18 protein-coding genes are annotated in these 20,398 nt (G+C 68.4%); 10 read left to right on the top strand and 8 right to left on the bottom strand.

What is annotated here, in order from left to right; genetic code table 11:
• Nucleotides 1-18 precede the first annotated feature (18 nt).
• Nucleotides 19-642 carry an L-threonylcarbamoyladenylate synthase gene (locus tag OP497_RS02470; RefSeq protein WP_280546255.1) on the top strand — a complete coding sequence of 208 codons (624 nt, stop codon included), beginning with the start codon at nt 19-21 and terminating at the stop codon, nt 640-642.
• Between the two features lie 22 nt (nt 643-664).
• Here OP497_RS02470 and OP497_RS02465 read toward each other — a convergent pair whose 3' ends face one another.
• Together OP497_RS02465 and OP497_RS02460 are read right to left on the bottom strand one after the other, a co-directional pair.
• Nucleotides 665-1,597 (bottom strand): ion transporter, encoded by a 933-nt coding sequence (locus OP497_RS02465; RefSeq protein ID WP_280546253.1) that lies wholly within the window; start codon nt 1,595-1,597, stop codon nt 665-667.
• Nucleotides 1,598-1,625: 28 nt separating this feature from the next.
• Nucleotides 1,626-2,510 carry a CYTH domain-containing protein gene (locus tag OP497_RS02460; RefSeq protein ID WP_280546252.1) on the bottom strand — a complete coding sequence of 295 codons (885 nt, stop codon included), beginning with the start codon at nt 2,508-2,510 and terminating at the stop codon, nt 1,626-1,628.
• A 104-nt stretch (nt 2,511-2,614) separates the two neighbouring features.
• Between OP497_RS02460 and OP497_RS02455 the strand changes: the two genes are divergently transcribed.
• From OP497_RS02455 to glrR, 6 genes are all read left to right on the top strand, one after another.
• Nucleotides 2,615-3,295, top strand: coding sequence for a TIGR00153 family protein (locus OP497_RS02455; protein ID WP_280546250.1), 681 nt, complete (start codon nt 2,615-2,617; stop codon nt 3,293-3,295).
• A 73-nt stretch (nt 3,296-3,368) separates the two neighbouring features.
• Nucleotides 3,369-4,634: an inorganic phosphate transporter gene (locus OP497_RS02450; protein WP_280546248.1), complete on the top strand. Its 1,266-nt coding sequence runs from the start codon at nt 3,369-3,371 to the stop codon at nt 4,632-4,634.
• Nucleotides 4,635-4,983: 349 nt separating this feature from the next.
• Nucleotides 4,984-6,297, top strand: a complete 1,314-nt coding sequence (argA, locus tag OP497_RS02445) for an amino-acid N-acetyltransferase (RefSeq protein ID WP_280546246.1) — start codon at nt 4,984-4,986, stop codon at nt 6,295-6,297.
• Between the two features lie 835 nt (nt 6,298-7,132).
• A complete protein-coding gene (locus OP497_RS02440) occupies nt 7,133-8,638 on the top strand; it encodes an ATP-binding protein (RefSeq protein ID WP_280546245.1) in 1,506 nt (501 codons plus the stop codon).
• Complete coding sequence (locus OP497_RS02435; RefSeq protein WP_280546244.1) at nt 8,635-9,207, top strand: hypothetical protein; 573 nt, start codon at nt 8,635-8,637, stop codon at nt 9,205-9,207. The genes OP497_RS02440 and OP497_RS02435 overlap by 4 nt, the downstream gene beginning before the upstream one ends.
• A 15-nt stretch (nt 9,208-9,222) precedes the next feature.
• Entirely contained in the window at nt 9,223-10,617 is a 1,395-nt protein-coding gene (gene glrR, locus OP497_RS02430; RefSeq protein WP_280546242.1) for a two-component system response regulator GlrR, read from the top strand.
• Between the two features lie 62 nt (nt 10,618-10,679).
• Here glrR and OP497_RS02425 read toward each other — a convergent pair whose 3' ends face one another.
• The 6 genes from OP497_RS02425 to OP497_RS02400 form a co-directional block, all read right to left on the bottom strand.
• A complete protein-coding gene (locus tag OP497_RS02425; RefSeq protein ID WP_280546240.1) occupies nt 10,680-11,333 on the bottom strand; it encodes a peroxiredoxin in 654 nt (217 codons plus the stop codon).
• A 158-nt stretch (nt 11,334-11,491) separates the two neighbouring features.
• Complete coding sequence (xseA, locus tag OP497_RS02420; RefSeq protein WP_280546238.1) at nt 11,492-12,901, bottom strand: exodeoxyribonuclease VII large subunit; 1,410 nt, start codon at nt 12,899-12,901, stop codon at nt 11,492-11,494.
• 77 nt (nt 12,902-12,978) lie between these two features.
• Complete coding sequence (locus OP497_RS02415; protein ID WP_280546236.1) at nt 12,979-14,046, bottom strand: AbrB family transcriptional regulator; 1,068 nt, start codon at nt 14,044-14,046, stop codon at nt 12,979-12,981.
• Between the two features lie 76 nt (nt 14,047-14,122).
• Nucleotides 14,123-15,640: a tripartite tricarboxylate transporter permease gene (locus tag OP497_RS02410; protein ID WP_280546235.1), complete on the bottom strand. Its 1,518-nt coding sequence runs from the start codon at nt 15,638-15,640 to the stop codon at nt 14,123-14,125.
• A 12-nt stretch (nt 15,641-15,652) separates the two neighbouring features.
• Complete coding sequence (locus OP497_RS02405) at nt 15,653-16,102, bottom strand: tripartite tricarboxylate transporter TctB family protein (RefSeq protein WP_280546234.1); 450 nt, start codon at nt 16,100-16,102, stop codon at nt 15,653-15,655.
• The gene (locus OP497_RS02400) at nt 16,099-17,091 is read right to left on the bottom strand and encodes a tripartite tricarboxylate transporter substrate binding protein (protein ID WP_280546232.1); all 993 of its coding nucleotides are present in this window, start codon (nt 17,089-17,091) and stop codon (nt 16,099-16,101) included. The genes OP497_RS02405 and OP497_RS02400 overlap by 4 nt, the downstream gene beginning before the upstream one ends.
• A gap of 135 nt (nt 17,092-17,226) precedes the next feature.
• Here OP497_RS02400 and OP497_RS02395 point away from each other — a divergent pair, with 135 nt between their 5' ends.
• The 3 genes from OP497_RS02395 to OP497_RS02385 are packed head-to-tail and all read left to right on the top strand — an operon-like array spanning nt 17,227 to nt 20,332.
• Entirely contained in the window at nt 17,227-17,895 is a 669-nt protein-coding gene (locus OP497_RS02395) for a response regulator (RefSeq protein ID WP_280546231.1), read from the top strand.
• Entirely contained in the window at nt 17,892-19,295 is a 1,404-nt protein-coding gene (locus OP497_RS02390) for a sensor histidine kinase (protein ID WP_280546230.1), read from the top strand. The genes OP497_RS02395 and OP497_RS02390 overlap by 4 nt, the downstream gene beginning before the upstream one ends.
• On the top strand, nt 19,292-20,332 hold the full coding sequence (locus tag OP497_RS02385; RefSeq protein ID WP_280546229.1) for an ABC transporter substrate-binding protein: 1,041 nt from the start codon (nt 19,292-19,294) through the stop codon (nt 20,330-20,332). The genes OP497_RS02390 and OP497_RS02385 overlap by 4 nt, the downstream gene beginning before the upstream one ends.
• Nucleotides 20,333-20,398: the final 66 nt, after the last annotated feature.

Below are 20,398 nucleotides of genomic sequence, written 5' to 3'. Positions count from 1 at the left end.
ACCCCACAGGGAGCACGCATGAGCCAGTTCTTCCAGATCCATCCGGACAACCCCCAGAAGCGCCTGATCGACCAGGCGACCCAGATCATTCGCGATGGCGGCGTGGTCGCCTACCCGACCGATTCCGGCTATGCCCTGGGCTGCCACCTGGGCGACAAGAAGGCCATCGAGAAGATCAAGTGGCTGCGCTCGCTGGATGACAAGCATAACTTCACCCTGGTCTGCTCCGATCTCTCCCAGATCGGCACCTACGCCAAGGTGGACAACGATGTCTTCCGCCTGCTCAAGGCTCATACGCCGGGGGCCTATACCTTCATCCTGGATGCTACCAGCGAGGTGCCGCGGCTGCTGCTCCACCCCAAGCGCCGCTCCATCGGCGTGCGCGTGCCCGACCATGCCATCACCCGGGCACTGCTCGCCGCCCTGGGCGAGCCGCTGATGAGCGTCACCCTGATCCCGGTCGGCGAGGAGCTGCCGATGACCGACGCCGAGGAGATCCGCGAGCGTTTCGGGGCGCACCTCGACCTGGTGATCGACGGCGGCGCCTGCCACCTGGATGCCACCAGCGTGATCGACCTGCGCGACCTGCCGCCGAAGATCGTCCGCGAGGGACGCGGCGACGTCTCACCCTTCCAGGTCTGATTCCCTCCCATTCGCCGCCGGCTCAGCGTGCCGGCGGCGACCCGTTATCGTCTCTCTCCTCGTCGCCGTGCTTGTACCGCCAGGCCTTGCGTTCCTCCTCCGAGAGGCGTGGGTCGGGGGCGGTCTCGTCCAGCCAGGTGCCGCACCTCAGGCAGTAGCGGGCGCGTTGCTCGTGGCGTTCATGGCCGCACCCGGGGCAGGCCTCGTCGGAGTAGCGATCCTCGCGGATCGCCCGGATCACCTGGGCGGAGAAGACGCCGGTGGGCACCGCGATGATCGAGTAGCCGATCAGCATCAGCATCACCGTGATCGCCTGGCCGATCGGGGTCACCGGCACGATGTCGCCATAGCCCACCGTGGTCAGGCTGACGATCCCCCAGTAGATGGACATGGGGATGCTGGTGAAGCCGGCCTCGGCGGGCTCGATCAGGTACATCACCGAGGCGAAGATGGTCACCACCATGAAGATGGTGAAGAAGAAAAGCAGGATCTGTCGCGTGCTGCGTCTGAGGGCGTCGACCAGCAGACGCCCCTCGCCGACGAACTGCATCAGGCGCAGCACACGGAAGATGCGCAGGGTGCGCAACAGCCGGACCACGACCATCGATTGGGCACCGGGAACGAGCAGCATCAGCCAGGTGGGTAGGATGGCCACCAGGTCGATGATCCCGTAGAGGCTCCTGAGGTACATCCAGGGACGCTCGAGGCAGTAGAGGCGTACCGCCAGTTCCAGGGTGAAGAGGATGGTGAAGCCCCACTCCACCCAGTAGAAGAGGGTGCCGTAGTCGGCGCGCAGGCTCGCGATGCTCTCCAGCATCACCACCAGCACGCTGGCGAATATCGTCACGACCAGGGCGATATCGAAGCCCTTGGCCAGCGGAGTGTCGGACTCGAAGATGATCTGGAAGACCCGGGTGCGCAGGCCTTCGCCGGCGGGCTTGGGGAGGTGGTTCACGCTTCGTCCTTGTGGTGGTCGAGGCCGGTCAGGCCAGGTCGATGTCGCCGGGCAGCCGGCGGGCCAGCCGCAGCATCCGGCGCCCGAAGGCGGGGGTCAGCCAGGTCTCGGCGCCAAGGGCCTCGGCGAGCCCTCGGGCGTCGTCGCGCAGTGCCTCATCGTCGAGGGCATCATCACCCAGTTCCGACAGGCGTTGGAAGGCCCGGCGCGCCTCGTCGCGCCAGGCGTCCTGGCCGGTATCGGCCAGGGCATCCAGCGCCATGCTGGCACGGTGCAGCCAGGCCGCGGCGCCGGTGCCCTCGGGCAGCGTCCAGCCACCGCCGAGCAGCGCCCCGCCGCGGGCCGCCTTGCTGGTGTCCGAGGCGCGCAAGGCGACCGTATCGGCCAGGGCGTCGGCGAGGGCCCAGAGCGCGGTCGGGTCGCCCGCCTTGAGCTCCAGCTCCAGTTCGCGGATCGCCACCGCCTGCCCGCCCGCGCGGATCTCGCCGAGGTCCAGGGCGAGCTCCACGCTCAGGCCGTCCTCCTCCAGCCACCAGGTCTCGCGCATGAAATCGGTGGCAAAGCGCGGCACCAGGCGCTCGAGCAGGCCCGGGTCGCGTTCGGCCATGGGGGGCAGGGCGGCCAGCCCGCGCAGGTCGAGCCCCGGGCCCGGCACCTCCCACTCCCACTCGCCGCGGGTCGAGAGGCCGCCACCGCCCTGGCCGCGGGTCTTCAGGGTCTGCAGCAGGCGGTCGCCGGCGCGGCGCAGGCGCAGCGCCATGCGCGCCTGCTCCAGGTCGCCCTCGGGGGTGTCGTAGTAGGTGTTGCCCAGGCGCGTGAGCGCGGGGGTCAGGCCAGCCAGGTGGGGGTGGCGGCGCAGGGCTTCGGGCGCCTCGGCCCCCAGGGCCAGCTTGAGCTCTATCTCGTCTGCCATCGGGGCGCCACCTCGGTTCGATGAATAATGGATGATTTTTTCATGACGGTGGCGGTGTCAGTCTCTATACTGACGCCGCCATTTTCCAGGTTCACAGATGCCCCATGGTGACATCCAATCCCTTCTCCGCGATGTTCGGCCGCTCGCCATTCCATCCGCTGCTGGCCCATATCGTCAAGGCCAACGAGTGTGCCGACGAGCTGCTGCCCTTCTTCGAGGCCTCCCTCGTGGGCAACTGGGACACCGCCGCCCAGCATCGCGAGACCATCACGCGCCTCGAGCATGAGGCCGACGAGCTCAAGACCGACCTGCGCCTCAACCTGCCCAACACCATGTTCCTGCCGGTGTCGCGCTCCGACCTGCTCGACCTGATCAGCGTCCAGGACAAGATCGCCAACAAGGTCCGCGACATCACCGGCATCATGCTGGGTCGCCGCATGCAGATGCCCCAGGAGCTGGCCCAGCCGATGCGCGACTACATGCGCACCTCGGTGGCCTGCGTGGCCCAGGCCCGCCACGCCCTGGAGGAGCTCAAGGACCTGCTCGAGTCCGGCTTCGGTCGCAACGTCGCCGACGTGATGCAGAAGATGATCCGCGAGCTGCACGCGCTCGAGCAGCAGGCCGACGGCCAGCAGGTGACTATCCGCCGCCAGCTCTTCGAGCTGGAGGACCGCCTGCCCCCGGTGGACGTGATGTTCCTCTACAAGATCATCGATTGGGTGGGCGAGCTCTCCGACCGCGCCGAGCGCGTCGGCAGCCGCCTACAGATCATGACGGCCAACTGAACACAACGGCCCCGGCGATCCCGGGGCCGTGTCGTGTCGACCTTCTTCCGACCGCTACAAGGGAACCCTCCCTATGTCGATCATTGCGCAGTACGGTGAGATCTTCATCATCCTCGCCTGTCTCTTCGGCTTCTTCATGGCCTGGGGCGTCGGGGCCAACGACGTGGCCAACGCCATGGGCACCTCGGTGGGCTCTCGGGCCATCACCATCAAGCAGGCGATCATCATCGCCGTGATCTTCGAGTTCCTCGGCGCCTGGCTGGCCGGCGGCGAAGTCACCGACACCATCCGCAAGGGCATCATCGACCCCGAGCTGCTGCAGAAGGACCCCCAGCTGCTGGTCTACGGCATGCTCGCGGCGCTGCTGGCGGCGGCGACCTGGCTGCTGCTCGCCTCCATGAAGGGCTGGCCGGTGTCGACCACGCACTCCATCGTTGGCGCCATCGTCGGCTTCGCGGTGGCGGGGCTGGGCGCGGGCGCGGTGGACTGGGGGGCCGTGGGCGCCATCGCCGCCAGCTGGGTGGTCTCGCCACTGCTGGCCGGTACCATCGCCTTCACCCTCTTCAAGTCGGTGCAACACCTGATCTTCGAGGCCCGCGACCCCTTCGCCGCGGCCAAGCGCTACGTGCCCATGTACGTCTTCCTGGTCGGCTTCGCGGTGACCATGGTGACCCTCACCAAGGGCCTCAAGCACGTCGGCCTGGATCTCGGCTTCGGCGCCAGCCTGCTGCTCGCCATCCTCGCCGGCCTGGTGATCGCGGCGCTCGGCGTGGTCATGGAGCGTCGCGTCAAGGCGTCGAGCCGCCAGTCCGACCAGTTCGGCTTCTCCGGGGTGGAGCGTGTCTTCGGCGTGCTGATGATCTTCACCGCCAGCGCCATGGCCTTTGCCCACGGCTCCAACGACGTGGCCAACGCCGTGGGGCCGCTGGCGGCGGTGATCAGCGTGGTGCAGACCGGCGGCGAGATCGAGGGGGCGGCCCTGGTGCCTTGGTGGGTGCTGGTGCTGGGCGGCGGCGGCATCGTCGTCGGCCTGGTCACCTACGGCCACAAGGTGATCGCCACCGTGGGCACCGGCATCACCGAGCTCACCCCGAGCCGCGGTTTCGCCGCCACCCTGGCGGCCGCGGTGACCGTGGTACTGGCGTCGGGCACCGGCCTACCGATCTCTACCACTCAGACCCTGGTGGGGGCGGTGCTGGGAGTGGGCCTGGCCCGCGGCATGGCGGCGCTCAACCTGCGCGTCATCGGCACCATCGCCATGTCGTGGCTGATCACCCTGCCGGCCGGCGCCGGCCTCGCCATCCTCTTTTTCTTCACCTTCAAGGGCATGTTCGGCTAAGCGCCGAGCTACAAGCGCCGAGCTACAAGCGCCGAGCTACAAGCGCCGAGCTACAAGCGCCGAGCTACAAGCGCCGAGCTACAAGCGCCGAGCTACAAGCGCCGAGCTACAAGAAAACCCGAAGGCCTCGGCCTTCGGGTTTTCTTTTGCGGCGGCGGATTCCATGCTGCTGCTTGGCTGCTTGGCTGCTTGGCTGCTTGGCTGCTTGGCTGCTTGGCTGCTTGGCTGCTTGGCTGCTTGGCAGCTTGGCAGCTTGGCAGCTTGGCAGCTTGACGGTGCCGCCTTTTTCGTCGCTCTGATATAGTGTCTGTCGACTCCCCCTTCGTTCACCTGCTGCCGGAGTGCGGCCTTGGATACTCGTTTCCCCTTCGTCGACTGGTTCCGCAATTCCTCCCCCTACATCAATGCCCACCGGGGGCGCACCTTCGTGATCCTGATCGAGGGCGAGGCCATGGCCAGCGGGCGAGGGGAGCAGCTGATTCAGGACCTGGCGCTGCTGCATACCCTGGGCGTGCGGCTGGTGGTGGTGTTCGGTATCCGTCCCCAGGTGCAGCAGGCCCTGGACGAGGCGGGCATCGTGCCCCGTTACCACCAGGGCCGCTGGGTGGCCGACGAGGCGATCATGGCGCGGGTAGAGCGCATCGCCGCCGAGCAGCGCCTGTGGCTGGAGGCGCGGCTCTCGCCGGGGCTGCCCAACACGCCGCTGCACGGCATCGAGATGACCGTGGTCTCCGGCAACCTGGTGATGGCCAAGCCGCTGGGCGTGCGCGAAGGCGTCGACTTCGACCACAGCGGCGAGGTGCGTCGGGTGCGGGCAGAGGCCATCGAGGGATTGCTCGAGCGCGGCTCGCTGGTGGCACTGCCGCCGCTGGGCTTCTCCAGCACCGGCGAGGTCTTCGACCTGGACGCCGCCGAGGTGGCTCGCCATGCCGCCACGACGCTCGGCGCCGACAAGCTGATCCTGCTCGGCGAGGCCAGCGGGCTGTTCGACCGCAGCGGCCAGCTGCAGCGCCAGCTGACCCCGGGCCAGGCCGAGCCACTGCTCCAGCAGGCCGACCCGTCCAGCGAGCTGACCCGGCACCTCGGCGCGGCCTGCGCCGCCGCGCGGCATGGCGTGGCCCGCACCCACCTGCTCTCCTGGCATGACCATGACGCCCTGCTCGGCGAGCTGTTCACCCGCGACGGCGTGGGCACCATGATCACCGAGCATCGTTACGAGCAGCTGCGGCCGGCGGAGCTCGGCGACATCGGCGGCCTGCTCGAGCTGCTCGAGCCGCTCGAGCGGCGGGGCATGCTGGTGCCGCGCTCCCGGGAGCGGCTGGAGTACGAGATCGACGACTATGTGGTGATCGAGCGCGACGGCATGATCATCGGCTGCGCCGCCCTGCATACCTTCGGCGAGGCCACGATGGGGGAGCTGGCCTGCGTGGCGGTCCACGACGACTACCGGGGCGGGGCGCGCGGTGAGCTGCTGCTCGCCGAGGTCGAGCGCCGGGCCCGCCGCCTGGGGCTCTCGGCGCTGTTCGCCCTGACCACCCACACCACCCACTGGTTCTTCGAGCACGGCTTCCGCCTGGCCGACATCGAGGCCCTGCCGCCGCTGCGTCGCGACACCTACAGCCACGCGCGCAAATCCAAGATCCTGGTCAAGACCCTCGCCTGAGTGGCGCGCTGTCGCCATCCGGAGACGCGCTAACCGACTGAAAATAAGCGCCATCCAGGAAAGCTGTCGAAAGGCGTCGTCACTTGGCGACGAAAATCCCGCGATCACCCCCACTGATTTGCCGCTCGGCAGGCCGCTTCCGATCTGTCTCCTTTTTCCCTGTCTTCAACCTGTTGATATAAAAGGGATGATGTGAGTTGTGGCACGCCGCTGGCAGTTGTCAGGGTGAGCAAGGGAAAACGGTTCATTCGGCTCGAACCGTTTCCCGGTCGCCGAAGGGAGGCGGGCCATCACTGCCCTGTGCTCCCGCTCCCCGACGCGGCCAGTGTCTGCTCCAAGCGATGTGTGACTTTAGGTTGCGATGAGACGGTACCGCCGCCAGGCAAGGATCGGTATCGAGAGGGCAAGGACGCCCTGGCATGGATGCCTCTCCCCCGTTGTGGGGGATCGAATCGCGCAGCATCGCCATCGGCCTCCGGTCGCGGCGGTGGTGCCAGGAACGGAGCAGGGCGGCGCGCCATGCGATGGCTTGCCACCCGCATGAGGATGACCAGCCCCTGGTGGCAGATGGCGCCTCATGGCTTCGGGGCCTCCCCGGCCCATGGACATTCGGGCAAAGGACGGACCAGGTCGTCGATTGAGCGAATGTCTTGACCCTTCAGTTCCCTGCGTATTGGGCCGGCTCTGCCGGCCCTTTTTTTCTGGCGGAATGTTTGCTGGCGGAATGTTTGCTGCGAGCTGGCACCGATTGGCCACGGGGCGCTCGGCTGAACTCTGGTATCCTTAGGAATGAACGATGGTGGTTCCCGTTACCTTCCTGCAAAGAACGCTGTCCATGACCTCAGCCGTTACGCGTCGCTGGAGGCCGCGCTCGCTGTTGCAGCTGGTGCTGCTGGCCTTTTTGGTGGTGATGCTGCCGTTGGCCGTGTTGATGATCCAGGCCGGGCAGGCCATCTCCGAGCTGTCGCGCCTGGCGGATGTCAGTGCCCGCCAGGCGGTGGAGGAGACCCGGCGTGCCCGCTCGCTGGGTGCTCTGGCGCTGGAGATGGAGCGCGGTGCGCGCCAGTATGCCGTGGTCGAGCAGGAGAGCCTGCTGCAAATCTACGGCGAGCGCCTCGAGGAGTTCCGCGAGCTGTTGGCCCAGCAGCGTCAGCTGCTGCCCGATGATCCCGATGTGGCAGCGCTGGAGGAGAAACTCGACGACCTCGCCGAGCTGCCCGACCTGCCGCTCGAGGCGTTCACCGCCCGGCTCTCCGACTTCCTGCCCTTCGCCCAGCACACCGAGGCGATGCGCCGCGCCACCAACCGGCGCATCGACGAGCGCATCGAGGGCATCCGAGCCCGAGCCGAGGCCGTGCAGGTGCGCCTGTGGTGGCAGACCGCAGCGCTGGTCTCGGCGAGCCTGGTGCTGATGCTGCTGTTCACCCGGCTGATCATTCATCCGATCCGCCAGCTCGAACGGCGCATCCTGGGGATCGGTAGCGTGGGCGGGGACGCGGCGCAGACGCCGCGGCCCTTCAAGGGCCCGGCGGAACTGGTCACCCTGGACGAGCGGCTGGACTGGCTGGCCTCGCGGCTCGACGAGCTGGAGGCCCAGAAGCAGCAGTTCCTGCGCCATATGTCCCATGAGCTCAAGACCCCACTGGCCAGCGTGCGCGAGGGCTCGTCGCTGCTCGCCGACGGCGTGGCCGGCGAGGTGACGCCGCGCCAGCGCGAGATCCTCGACCTGATCGACGCCAGTGGGCGCGAGCTGCAGCAGCTGATCGAGCAGCTGCTGGATTACAACCTGCTCCAGCACAACCGCCAGCTGGACATCGAGCGGCTGGACGTCGCCACCGTGGCCAAGGAGGTGCTGGCCAAGCACCGCCTGGCGCTGGACAACAAGGAGATGCGCGTCAGCTGCTTCGATGGCCCCCTGACCTGGGCGCTCGACCGCACCGCCACGGCACGGGTCCTCGATAATCTGATCTCCAATGCCGTCGCCTACGGCGAGGACGGCGGTACGCTGGAGATCCGCGCCCGGCCGCTGCGCGACCGGCTGGTGATCGAAGTGGCCAACAGCGGCGAGCCGATCGCCGAGGAGGATCGCGAGCGGCTCTTCGAGGCCTTCTTTCAGGGCCGCGGGCGCCGCAAGGGGCCGCTCAAGGGCTCCGGCATCGGCCTCTCGGTGGCCGCCGACTGTGCCCGGCTCCAGCACGGCAGCCTGGCGCTCGTGGACGATACCCGGCTGGCGGTGTGCTTTCGCCTGACCCTGCCGCGGCTGGCCCGGGCTCCCGAACAGGATCACGACCACCCGACGCTCGCCCTGGCGGGCGCCCACTCGAGGAACGATACCCCATGACCGCGCGCCCCTGGTTCCTGTGCCTGGCCACGGCCTGGCTGGCCGGCTGCCAATACCTGCCCGAGTCGCTGCAGTCGCCCTCCGGCCCCTCGCCCCTCCAGAGCCCCACCACCGGCTCGGCGCGCTGCCATGCCGAGCTGCCGGACTTCGACAACGCGCCCTGCCTGCTCGACGACTGGGTGGCCTTCGGCCTGGCCTCCCAGCGCGGCGACCGGGTGTGGCGAGAGGCCACTCTGACGCGCCTCGGCGGCGAGAGGTCCGAGCGCCGCCTGGCGCGGGCCGTGCTGCTCGCCTGGGGTGACGAACAGCAGTGGAACCGTGCCTCGGAGCTCTACAAGGCCGATCTGCACGGTGCGCCGCCCGAGCTGCAGCCACTGCTGCGCTACTGGCTCAACGAGCTGGAGGGGCGTCGCCGCCTGGCCGGCCAGCTGGCCGAGAGCCGGGGCGAGCACCAGGCCGCCGTGGAGGAGAACGCGGCCCTCACCGAGGAGCTCGAGGCCATGGCCGAGAAGCTCGAGCAGCTCACCGCCATCGAACAGAGCATCAATCTGCGACAGCAGAATGAATGAACCGGGAGAGACGACATGAAGCAGTCCGGACGCCTGCCCAACGCCGGTGACCATGGTGCGCACATCCTGCTGGTGGATGACGACGTCAGCCTGTTGAAGCTGTTGGGCATGCGGCTCGAGAGCCGCGGCTACCGTGTCACCACCGCGGAGAGCGGCCGCGAGGCCCTCAAGCGGCTGGAGGTCGCACGCCCCGACCTGGTGCTGTCGGACCTGCGCATGGATGAGATGGACGGCCTGGCCCTGTTCCTGGAGCTGCAGCGCCGGGTGCCGGGCCTGCCGGTGATCATCCTCACCGCCCACGGCTCGATTCCCGATGCCGTGAGCGCCACCCGCCAGGGGGTGTTCGGCTTCCTCACCAAGCCGGTGGATCGCGACGAGCTGTTCTCCGCCATCGACGATGCCCTGGCCCAGACCTCCACCTCCGGCACCCAGGGCGACGACCACTGGCGCGAGGCGATCATTACCCGCAGCCCCGAGATGGAGCGCATCCTCGAGCAGGCCCGCATGGTGGCCGCCGCGGATGTCAGCGTGCTGGTCACCGGTGCCTCGGGGTCGGGCAAGGAACTGCTGGCTGGTGCCATCCACAAGGCCAGCTCGCGGGCCGACAAGCCCTTCGTGGCGATCAACTGCGGCGCGCTGCCCGAGCAGCTGCTGGAGAGCGAACTGTTCGGCCACGCCCGGGGCGCCTTCACCGGGGCGGTGAGCGAGCACCGCGGCCTCTTCCAGGCGGCCAACGGCGGCACCCTGTTCCTCGACGAGATCGGCGACATGCCGCTGACGCTGCAGGTCAAGCTGCTGCGTGCCCTGCAGGAGCGCCATATCCGCCCGCTCGGCTCCACCACCTCGATCCCCATCGACGTGCGCATCATCTCGGCCACCCACCGCGATCTGGACCGCGCCATGCACGAGGGGGAGTTCCGCGAGGACCTCTACTACCGCCTCAACGTCGTGAACCTGCGGCTACCGCCGCTCAAGGAGCGCGCCGAGGACGTCCCGCTGCTGGCCAAGCACCTGGTCGCCCAGGCCGCCGCCCGGCACAAGCCCTTCGTCAAGGGCTTCTCCCCGGAGGCGCTCAACCTGCTGGCCGCCTCGGCCTGGCCCGGCAACGTGCGCCAGCTGGTCAATGTGGTGGAGCAGTGTGTGGCCCTGACCACCTCGCCGATGATCCCCGAGGGGTTGGTCGCCCAGGCGCTGGCCGCCGAGGACAACGCCCTGCCGACCTTCAACGACGCCCGCGCCGGCTTCGAGCGCAGTTACCTGGTCAAGGTGCTCAAGATCACCGAGGGCAACGTCACCCAGGCGGCGCGCATCGCCGGGCGCAACCGCACCGACTTCTACAAGCTGCTGGCCCGCCACGAGCTCGAGCCCAGCGCCTTCAAGCCGGCCGCCCGCCAGCCCGAGCACCACTAGCCCCCAACGCAAGATCCCCTGCCGGAGCAGGGGTCATCGTGGGGTATGGCGAACCGCTGGCCTTACTTGGGCAGCTTGGTCTTGCGCAGGTAGGGGAAGATGGTCTCGAACTCGCCGAACTTCGCCTTGGCATCCTCGTCGGAGACCGTCGGCGGGATGATCACGTCCTCGCCGACGGTCCAGTCGGCGGGCGTGGCCACGCCCTTGCCGTTGGCGGTCTGCAGGGCGTCCAGGGCGCGCAGCACCTCGGCGAAGTTGCGGCCGACGTTCATCGGGTAGGTCATGGAGAGCTTGAGCTGCTTGTCCGGGCCGATGATGAACACCGAGCGCACGGTGGCGCTGTCGGCCGGGGTGCGGCCGTCCGGCAGGTAGGCATCGGCCGGCAGCATGTCGAACAGCTTGGCGACCTTGAGGTCCTCGTCGGCGATGATCGGGAAGCCGACGTCGCAGCTGGCGAAGCTGGAAATGTCATTGATCCACTTCTTGTGGTCCTCCACGCCGTCCACGGAGACGCCGATCACCTTGGTGCCGCGCTTCTTCCATTCCTCGCCGAGCTTGGCCACGGCGCCGAACTCGGTGGTGCAGACCGGGGTGAAGTCCTTGGGGTGTGAGAACAGGATCGCCCAGCTGTCGTCGAGCCACTCGTGGAAGCGGATCGGGCCCTGGCTGGTATCGGCCTCGAAATCGGGTACGACGTCATTGATGCGTAGTGACATGGTGTTGCTCCCTGTGGGTTGGGGGTGTGACCCCCGGGCGTCCGATTGCCGGGCCCGGGGAAGTGCCTGGCTCCTTGGGATATGGGTATGGGCTCGTGGTCCTCAAGGCGATGGTATCAGTGTAGTTATCATGTTATGGAATACATATATTCCATTATCTATCGATTCGATGTCTTCCCGCCATGGGACCCGGGATTGTCGGCCTCGACGTCGTCCTCGACGCCGGCCACCGTGAGCGCGAGTCGCCCCTCGCCCAGCCGGGCCTCGAGTGACTGGCCGGGGCTCGTGTCCGCCGCCCGGCGCACCACCCGGCCCCGGTCGTCCTCGAGGATCGCATAGCCCCGGCCCAGCACCGCCAGCGGGCTGACGGCCTGCAACTCGCGCACCAACCCGCCCAGCCGCTCGCGATGGCGGGAAAGCGCCCTCGGCATGGCCTGGTGGAGCCGCCAGCGAGCCCGGGTGAGGCGCTGCCCGGCCTGTTCCACCAGCCGGTCCGGCGAGCGCAGGGCGAGGCGCTGGTGCAGGTGGTGCTCGCGGCGCCGCTCGCTGGCGAGCCTGGCCTGCATGGCCCGCCGCAGCCGCCCCTCCAGCTGGGCCAGCTGCCGGCGACGCGCGGCCAGTACCTCGCCGGGGTGACGCAGCCGGGCCCGCAGGTGGTCCAGGCGCTGGGCCTCGGTCTCCAGGCGGGCGCGCTGGGCGCGGGTGAGCCGTTCGGCCAGCCGCTCGAGGCGGTGGCGCCGCTCGCGGCGGTCGGGCACCAGCTGCTCGGCGGCGGCCGAGGGGGTGGGGGCGCGCAGGTCGGCGGCGAAGTCGGCCAGGGTGACGTCCACCTCGTGGCCCACCGCCGACATCACCGGCAACCGCGAGTGGAAGATCGCCCGGGCCAGGTGCTCGTCGTTGAAGGCCCACAGGTCCTCCAGGCTGCCGCCACCGCGGGTGATCAGGATGGCGTCGCGGGCCGGGTCCAGCGCCTGCTGGCGGTTGAGCAGGCCCAGCGCCGAGATCAGCGCCGGGGCGGCCTCGCGCCCCTGCACCGGCACCGGGATCAGCGTCACCTGCGTCAGCGGCCAGCGCGCCGCCAGCACCGCCAGCACATCGCGGATCGCCGCGCCGGTGGGCGAGGTGAGCACCAGCAGGTGCCGCGGCGGATAGGGCAGGGGGCGCGCATTGGCGAATACGCCCTCGGCCGCGAGCCGGGCCTTCAGCCGCTCGAAGGCCGCCAGCAGCTCGCCAACGCCGGCCGCCTGCACCGCCTCGACAATCAGCTGGTAGTCGCCGCGGGGCTCGAACAGCGACACCTGGCCGCGCACCTTGACCCGGTCGCCGTCACGCAGGGGGGCGGCGACGAAGCGCGCCCGGGTGCGGAACAGCGCGCAGCGCAGCTGGGCCCGGTCATCCTTGAGGGTGAAGTAGATGTGCCCCGAGCCCGGCCGCGACACCCCGGAGAGCTCGCCCTCCACCCAGACTTCGCCGACATCCTGTTCCAGCGCCTGGCGGGCGCGGCGGTTGAGCTCGCTGACGGAGAGGGCAGGGGGGGCGACGGTGGTGCCGCTGGCGTTGGGGGGCATGGTGGCAAGGTCTCCGGCCGGTACGCCGCCCAGCCTAGCATGGAACCGGCCCTGCCTGGTTCCTGGTGCCGGTCGCGTCAGGCGCTCAGGCGCCGGCAAGCGCCCAGCAGCACCGGCATCAGCAGGATCAGCACCGTGATGCGAAGCAGGTGGTGCACGGTGACGAAGGCCGGGTCGATGCCCAGTGACAGCGCGACCAGGCTCAGTTCGGGCGCCCCGCCCGGCATGTAGGCGAGCAGCGCCGCCGGCAACGACACCCCCGCCCCGGCGTGGATACCCCAAGCGGCGAGGATGGCGATCGCCAGCAGGCCCAGCGCCTGCAGCACGGCCATCACCAGGGTATGGCCCACCCGGGCCAGCGAGGTCCCCGTGAAGCGCACGCCCACCGAGACGCCGATGATCACCTGGGCCAGGGCCAGCAACGTCGGCGGCACCGCGGCGTGGGTGACGCCGGTGAGGTGCAGTGCCGCCGAGGCCAGCGCCGGGCCGAACAACATCGCATTGGGCAGGCGCACGAGGTGTCCCAGCCAGGCGCCCAGCACGCCGGCACTGGCCAGCCAGGCGGCATCCGCCGGGCCAGGCAGCCACAGCCACCGGTCCGGGGCCGGCGTGGCGGCGGTCAGGCTGACGTGGCCGATGCCGTCAAGCACCGGCGGAATGGCCACCAGCAGCACCAGGATGCGCACCGCATGGGTCATGCCGACCACCCGCAGGTCGGCATCGGAGGAGAGCGCCATGCCGGTGACCGCCGACACCCCACCGGGGACTCCGGCGTAGAGGGCGGTATCCAGTGAGTGGCCGGCGACCCGTCGTGAGAACCATACCGAGAAGGCCATCATCATCGCCGTGGCCAGCAGCATTGTGCTCAGGCTGGCGCCCCACAGGCTCAGGTCGCCAGACATTTCAGGCGTGAAGGCCGCGCCCAGCATCACGCCGATCACCACCAGCACCCCCTTTCGGCCTCGCCCCGGCGAGCGCAGTTGGGCGCCGGCAAGGCTCGCCAGGGTGGTGGCGAACATGGCACCGAGGAGCCAGGGCAGGGGCACGTCGAGCCAGAAGGCGAGGGCGCCGCCGGCCAGTCCCAAGGCCAGTGTCGGCAGGAAACGGCTCAGGGCAGTCAGCCGTGTGGTGAAGGTGTCAAGCACTAACCTGTGACCTCACATCAATCGCCCCGGGCCCGACATGTCGGGCCAGGGGGTAGAAAAGGGGTGGGGGATGACCTTAGCCGTCCTCGACGTCCTCGCGGGGCGAATTGCCCGCCAGCAGCCTAGGCAGCAGCCAGGGCAGCACCAGCAACGCGGCGGCGGCAAGCCATAGTCCCAGCGAGATGCCGGACTGCCAGAGGATATCGATGTCGCCCCCGCTGATCGACAGCGCGCGGCGAAGGTTTTGCTCCATCAAACCACCCAGCACGTAGCCAAGAATCACGGGGGCCAGGGAGAACCCCAGCTTGCGCAGCAGGTAACCAAACACGCCGATGACCAGCATCAGGTATATGGCAAACAGGTCGGAGTGCAACTGATAGACACCAACGAAGGCCAGGATGGCAATGGCGGGCACCAGTACCCAGCGCGGAATGGTCAGCACGCGAGCAAATACGCCAGCCAGCGGCAGGTTGAGCGCCAGCAGTACAACGTTACCGATGTACAGCGAGGCGATCAGGCCACCGGCCACTTCCGGGCGCTCGGTGAACATCATCGGCCCGGGGGTGATGTTGTAGAGCATCAGCGCGCCGAGTAGCACGGCCGTGGTGCCAGAACCGGGAATGCCAAGCGTCAGCATGGGCACGAAGGAGCCAACTGCAGCCGCGTTATTGGCCGACTCTGGCGCTGCCAAACCGCGCATGTCGCCCTTGCCAAAGGTGCCTTCCTTGTCGGAAAGGCGCTTCTCGGTAGTATAGGAGACGGCGCCAGCCACCGATGCACCGGTGCCGGGGAGAACGCCAATGATAAAACCTAGCAACCCCGAACGGCCGATAGCACCTTTACATGCAAGTACTTCCTTGAGGGTGACGAAGACCCGGCCCAGCGGCGGGAGCTTGCCTTCGTCCTCCGAGCGGTGGGCATGCTCAAGCATCAGCAGAATTTCACTGATGGCAAACAGCCCAATGATCATCACCACGAAGTCGATGCCGTCGTAGAGCTCGGGCAAACCGAAGGTATAGCGCAACACGCCGCTGCCGGAGTCGATGCCTACGGTGGCAATCAGCACGCCGAGCACCGCGCCAATGGCGGTCTTGATCGGGTCCTTGCCCATCATCACCGACATGGAAGAGAAAGCGAATATCATGAGCGCAAAAAATTCTGCTGGGCCGAACATCACCGCGACTTCTGCCAGCAGCGGCGCAAAGAGCGTCAGGCCAATAATGGCAATGGTCGCGCCAATGAATGAACTGACGGCCGAAAGGCCTAGAGCGGGGCCTGCAAGCCCTTTCTGTGCCAGCGGGTAGCCATCCAGGGTGGTCATGACGGCGCCGGCATCACCAGGCACGTTGAGCAGGATGCTCGACATGCGCCCGCCGTATTCGGCGCCAGTGTAGACGGCGGCCAGCAGGATCAGCGATGACTCCGCCGGCAAGCCAAGGGTGTAGGCCAACGGCATCAGAATGGCGATGCCGTTGATCGGCCCGATGCCCGGCAGTGCCCCGAAGAGCGTGCCGAGCAGCGCGCCAAGGAAGGCCAGGCCCAGGTTGAGAGGAGTTAGAGCAACCCCGAAGCCGTCGATCAGGAAATCGAACATCTCAGCGATCCTTTAGATGAAGCTGGCGAAAAAGTAGCCAGAAGGCAGACTGATGCCGAGGGCGGCGGAAAACAGAAAATAGCCGACAATCGACATGACAACGCCGGTGATCAGTGCCTTACCCCAGGTCGCATCAAACAGTCGCGCTAGAGCGGTTACCACCAGCAGCGATGAGACGATGAACCCCAGCTGTCTGAACAAGACGGCATAGACCAACAGCAACACCAGCACCAGTAACAACCGGAGCGCCAGCGCCTTGTGAGGCCAGCTGCCGTTGTCGCCGGGCCTGAGGATCATGACCAGCGATAGTAAGGTCAGCAGAATCGACAGCCCCAAAGGGAATGCCTTGGGGCCGACGGGCTCATAGCTGAAAGGTATTTCCAGCTGAAGGGCCTGGACGGCGATAAACGCCGCCAGACCGATCAGGGCAATACCCAGTACTCGGTCGGCGGCGATTCTCATTGCGTTAGACCCACTTCTTCGGCCAGCCCTTTGAATTCGCTAACCTGTTCTTTGACGTAGCTGTCGAAGTCGTCACCGAAGCGTGACATCGGGAACAGACCGCGCGCTTCACGCAGTTCGGCAAAGGCAGGGTCTTCTGCCAGTTCCTGCATGCGCTTGATCCAGGCCTGGTAGGCTTCGTCGCTGACGTCCGGACCCATGTAATAGCCGCGCCAGATCGGCCACTGGACGTCGTAGCCCTGCTCGGCCGCGGTGGGGATTTCAGTGTAGGGGCCGTCCATGCGCTCTTCGGAGAGGGCCGCCAGCACGCGGATCTTGCCGCTCCCAAGCTGTGACTTGAGCTCGGAGAGATCGCCGGTGAAGACCTGGATATGGTCGCCGAGCAATGCCGCCAGGGCCTCGCCGCCACCCTCGAAGGCCACGTAACGAAGGTCTCTTGGCGACATGTCCCCGGACTTGGCGATCAATGCCGCCTTCATCCAGTCCTGGCTACCCACCGTTCCGCCAGCGCCGAAGGCGATCTCGCCCGGGTTGTCCTTGAGGTCGGCCATCAGCTCCTCGAGGCTTTCCCACGGTGCATTGGCACTGACGACGATAGCGCCATAGTCGACGCCGAGCGCGCCAAGCCAACGAACCTCATCAGCGTCGTACTGGCCAAACTTGCCCAGCGCCAGGTTGACGGCGGCACCGGTGCTGGCGGCAACGATCAGGCCAGGGTCATCGGTGCGTACACCGTTGACATGGTTATAAGCTACCGCGCCAATGCCACCGGGCATGTAGCTGACCATCATCGGCTTGCTGATCAGGCCGGTATCCTGCAGGCCATTGGCAGCCAGTCGGCACGTCAGGTCGTAGCCACCGCCGGGCTTGGCTGGCGCGATGCACTCGGTGGGTTCCGGGATCGTCTGAGCGTGAGCCTGGCCAATAAACAAGGCACTGCCGATGGCGGCAAGGCCAGAGGCGCGGCGAAGGGTCGGGTTGATCTTCATGACGAACTCCTGTTCTCTTGTAATGAAGGGCGGGCAAGGGCCTCGCCGCCATCTCGTGATGGCCAGGGAGATGCTAGGCCCGTCACCTTTCATCAACCTGTCACCTTGCCTGTCACTCCCTGAGACATTGGTCGTATGCGCCTGCTGGTCATCGAGGACGATGTACTGATCGCCCGCTCGCTGGAGCAGGCGCTGTCCCCCTTGGGCAATACCGTCGAGGTGTTCACCACCCACGGCGAGGGCGCGGCCGCCCTGCGCCACGACCGCTTCGACCTGGTGCTGCTCGATCTCGGCCTGCCCGACGGGAACGGCCTGAGTCTGTTGTCGGCGCTGCGCGACCGCGGCGACACCACCCCGGTGCTGATCCTCACTGCCCGGGATGCCGTCGACGATCGGGTCAGCGGCCTCGACCACGGCGCCGACGACTACCTGGCCAAGCCGTTCTCGCTCGCCGAGCTGGAGGCCCGGGTGCGGGCCCTGCTGCGGCGCAGCCAGCAGCGCAGCGACAATCGGCTGCGTTACGGGACGCTCGTCTTCGATCCGGCCACCGGCGCGGCGACCCTCGACGACGCTCCGCTGGCGCTGCCGCGCCGCGAGCTGCGCCTGCTCGAGGGGCTGCTGTTGCACGCCGGCAGTATCGCCCCTCGCGAAGCGCTGGAGCGTCGCCTGTTCGGCTTCGACGAGGTGGGCTCCAACGCTCTGGAGGTCTACGTCAGCCGGCTGCGCAAGCGGCTCGCCGGCTCCGGGGTTCAGATTCGCACCTTCCGCGGGTTGGGCTACCGGCTGGAGGAGGATGCCGGGTGATCGAGGTCACGGGCTCGCTCAAGCGCCGCCTGGCGGTGTGGCTGCTGGTCACCGTCACCGGCCTCGGCGCACTGCTGATGGTCGAGGCCTGGATGAGCACCCACCGGGCCGCTGAGCGGGCCTTCGACAGCCAGCTCGAGGCCGCCGCCCTGACGATCGCCGAGGCCGTGCAGTGGCAGCAGGGCGAACCGCTGGTGGAGGTGCCGGCGGCGGCCCTGCAGATACTGGCCACCCGGCGCCAGGAGCGGGTCTTCTACGCCGTGCTCGACGCCGACGGCGAGGCGGTGTCCACTAACCTGCCCTTCACCATCGAGCCGGCCTGGCGCGAACAGGTGACCAGCGCGCCGATGGCGCTCACCACCCGCCTCGACGGCGCCGCCTGGCGGCTCTACGGCCGCGAGTATGACTCGGCAGGCTGGGTCTCCCAGGAGCCGGTGCAGATCTGGGTAGGACATACCCGCGGCGGGCGGGTGGCGCTGGCCGACGAGCTCTTCGAGCGCACCCTGACCCGCTTCGTGACCATGGTACTGCTGGCCGGCGTGCTGATGGCCCTGGCCCTGCGGGTGGCGCTCGGCCCGATGCGCCGGCTGCGTCGTCAGCTGCGCCACCGCGACGCCGACGACATGCGCCCGCTCGATGCCCGGGTGCCCGAGGAGATGCGCGAGCTGGCCCAGACCCTTGACCACCTGTTCGCCCGCCAGCGCCAGAGCCGCGAGGCGCTGCTGCGCTTCACCGCCGACGCCAGCCACCAGCTCAAGACACCGCTGGCCGGGCTGCAGAGCACCAGCGAGTTGGCGCTGCAGAGCGAGGACCCGGCCGACTGGCAGGCCGCTCTGACGGCGGTGCACGAGGGGGCCGGGCGCACCAGCCGCCTGGCCGGCCAGTTGCTGAGCCTCGCCCGCCTGCGCCACCTAGGCGAGGCCGACGCGGTGGCGCCGTTGGACCTCGCCGCTGTGCTGCGCGAGACCGTGCTGGACTGGGCCGGGCGCGAGGTGGCGCGCCACCATGACCTTGGGCTGGCCGATCTGCCCGGCGGCCCGCTGTGGGTGTGCGCCGAGGGCTGGGCGATCCGCGAACTGCTCGGCAACCTGATCGACAACGCCCTGCGCTACACCCCGCCGGGCAGCGTGATCACCCTGGGCGTGGCGGTCCACGGCGACGAGGCGGTGCTCTTCGTCGAGGACGACGGCCCGGGCGTGCCGGCTGATGCCCGCGAGCGGCTGCTGCAGCCCTTCGAGCGGGGCGGGCGCCAGGATACCGACGGCTCCGGGCTGGGTCTGGCGATCGTCGACTCTATCGCCCGGGGGCTCGGCGGTCGGCTGACGCTGGGGACTTGCGAGCCTCACGGCCTGGTGGTGAGACTTTACCTGCCCCTGTGCAATCCCAAGGAGACTCCATGACGCGATGGCGAGTCGGTCTGCATCTGGTCCTGCTGGCGATGCTGCTGGCAGGGGCCGCCCCGCTGCACGCGGCGCCGACGCCGCTGGTGGTTGAGGCGGCGCTCGACCGCGAGGTGGTCGCGCCGCTGCTCGACGCCTTCCGCGCCGCCCATCCCGACATCGCCCTGGACTTCCGCGACCGCTCGACCCTGGAGGTTGATGCGCGGGTCGGCGAGGCCGACCCGGCGCCGGACGTGGTGATCAGCTCGGCGATGCCCTGGCAGATGGCGCGGGTCAACCAGGGCTACGCGCGGCGGCTGGATTCGCCGGCGGCGCGGCGCTGGCCAGCCTGGGCCAAGTGGCGCGACGAGGTGTTCGGCTTCACCTTCGAACCCATCGTCATGGCCTACCGGCTCGATCTCTCGCGCCACATGGCGCCGCCCCAGACCCACGCTGACCTGCACACCCTGCTGACCACCGAGCCGGGCAAGCTCGAGGGCAAGGTCACTGGCTACTCGCCGCTCAAGAGCGGGGTGGGCTACACGCTCTACCAGCAGGACGCCCGCTACACGCCGCGCTTCTGGGACCTGGTGGCCGGCATGGGGCGGGTGAACGCCCAACTCGAGGGCAGTACCCGGGCGATGCTCGAGGGGCTGAGCGAGGGGCGCTACTGGCTCGGCTACAACCTGCTCGGTTCCTACGCCATGCTCTGGGCCCAGCAGCACCCCGAGGTGATCGTGCAGGTACCTCGGGACTACGCGCTGGTAATGATGCGCATGGCCTTCATCCATTGCGACGCGCCGCATCCGGTGGCCGCCGAGGCCTTCGTCAACTTCCTGCTCGGCCGCGAGGGGCAGCGGGTGCTGGCCGGCCAGACCACGCTGTTCAGCGTGCGCCCGGACATCGTCGGGCCCTACACGGCGGCGCGGCTGCGCGATCAGGTGGGCGAGCGGCTCTTCCCTATTCCCCTCAACGCCTCGCTGCTGGCCTTCGTCGATCCCCAGCGCCGCGCCGCCTTCCTGGCGCGCTGGCGCCGCGAGTTCCGCCGCGCCGAGTGACGGGGGACGGCCACGACTCGCATTGCCGCCCCCCGGCCGTGGTCGCTATAATGGGAGATTAACTTC

The sequence above is a fragment of the Halomonas sp. 11-S5 genome (genome assembly GCF_029889825.1).
GTDB lineage: Bacteria > Pseudomonadota > Gammaproteobacteria > Pseudomonadales > Halomonadaceae > Halomonas.
Note: the sequence above shows the minus strand (reverse complement) of the source record. Positions and strands in the feature narration are given on the sequence as shown.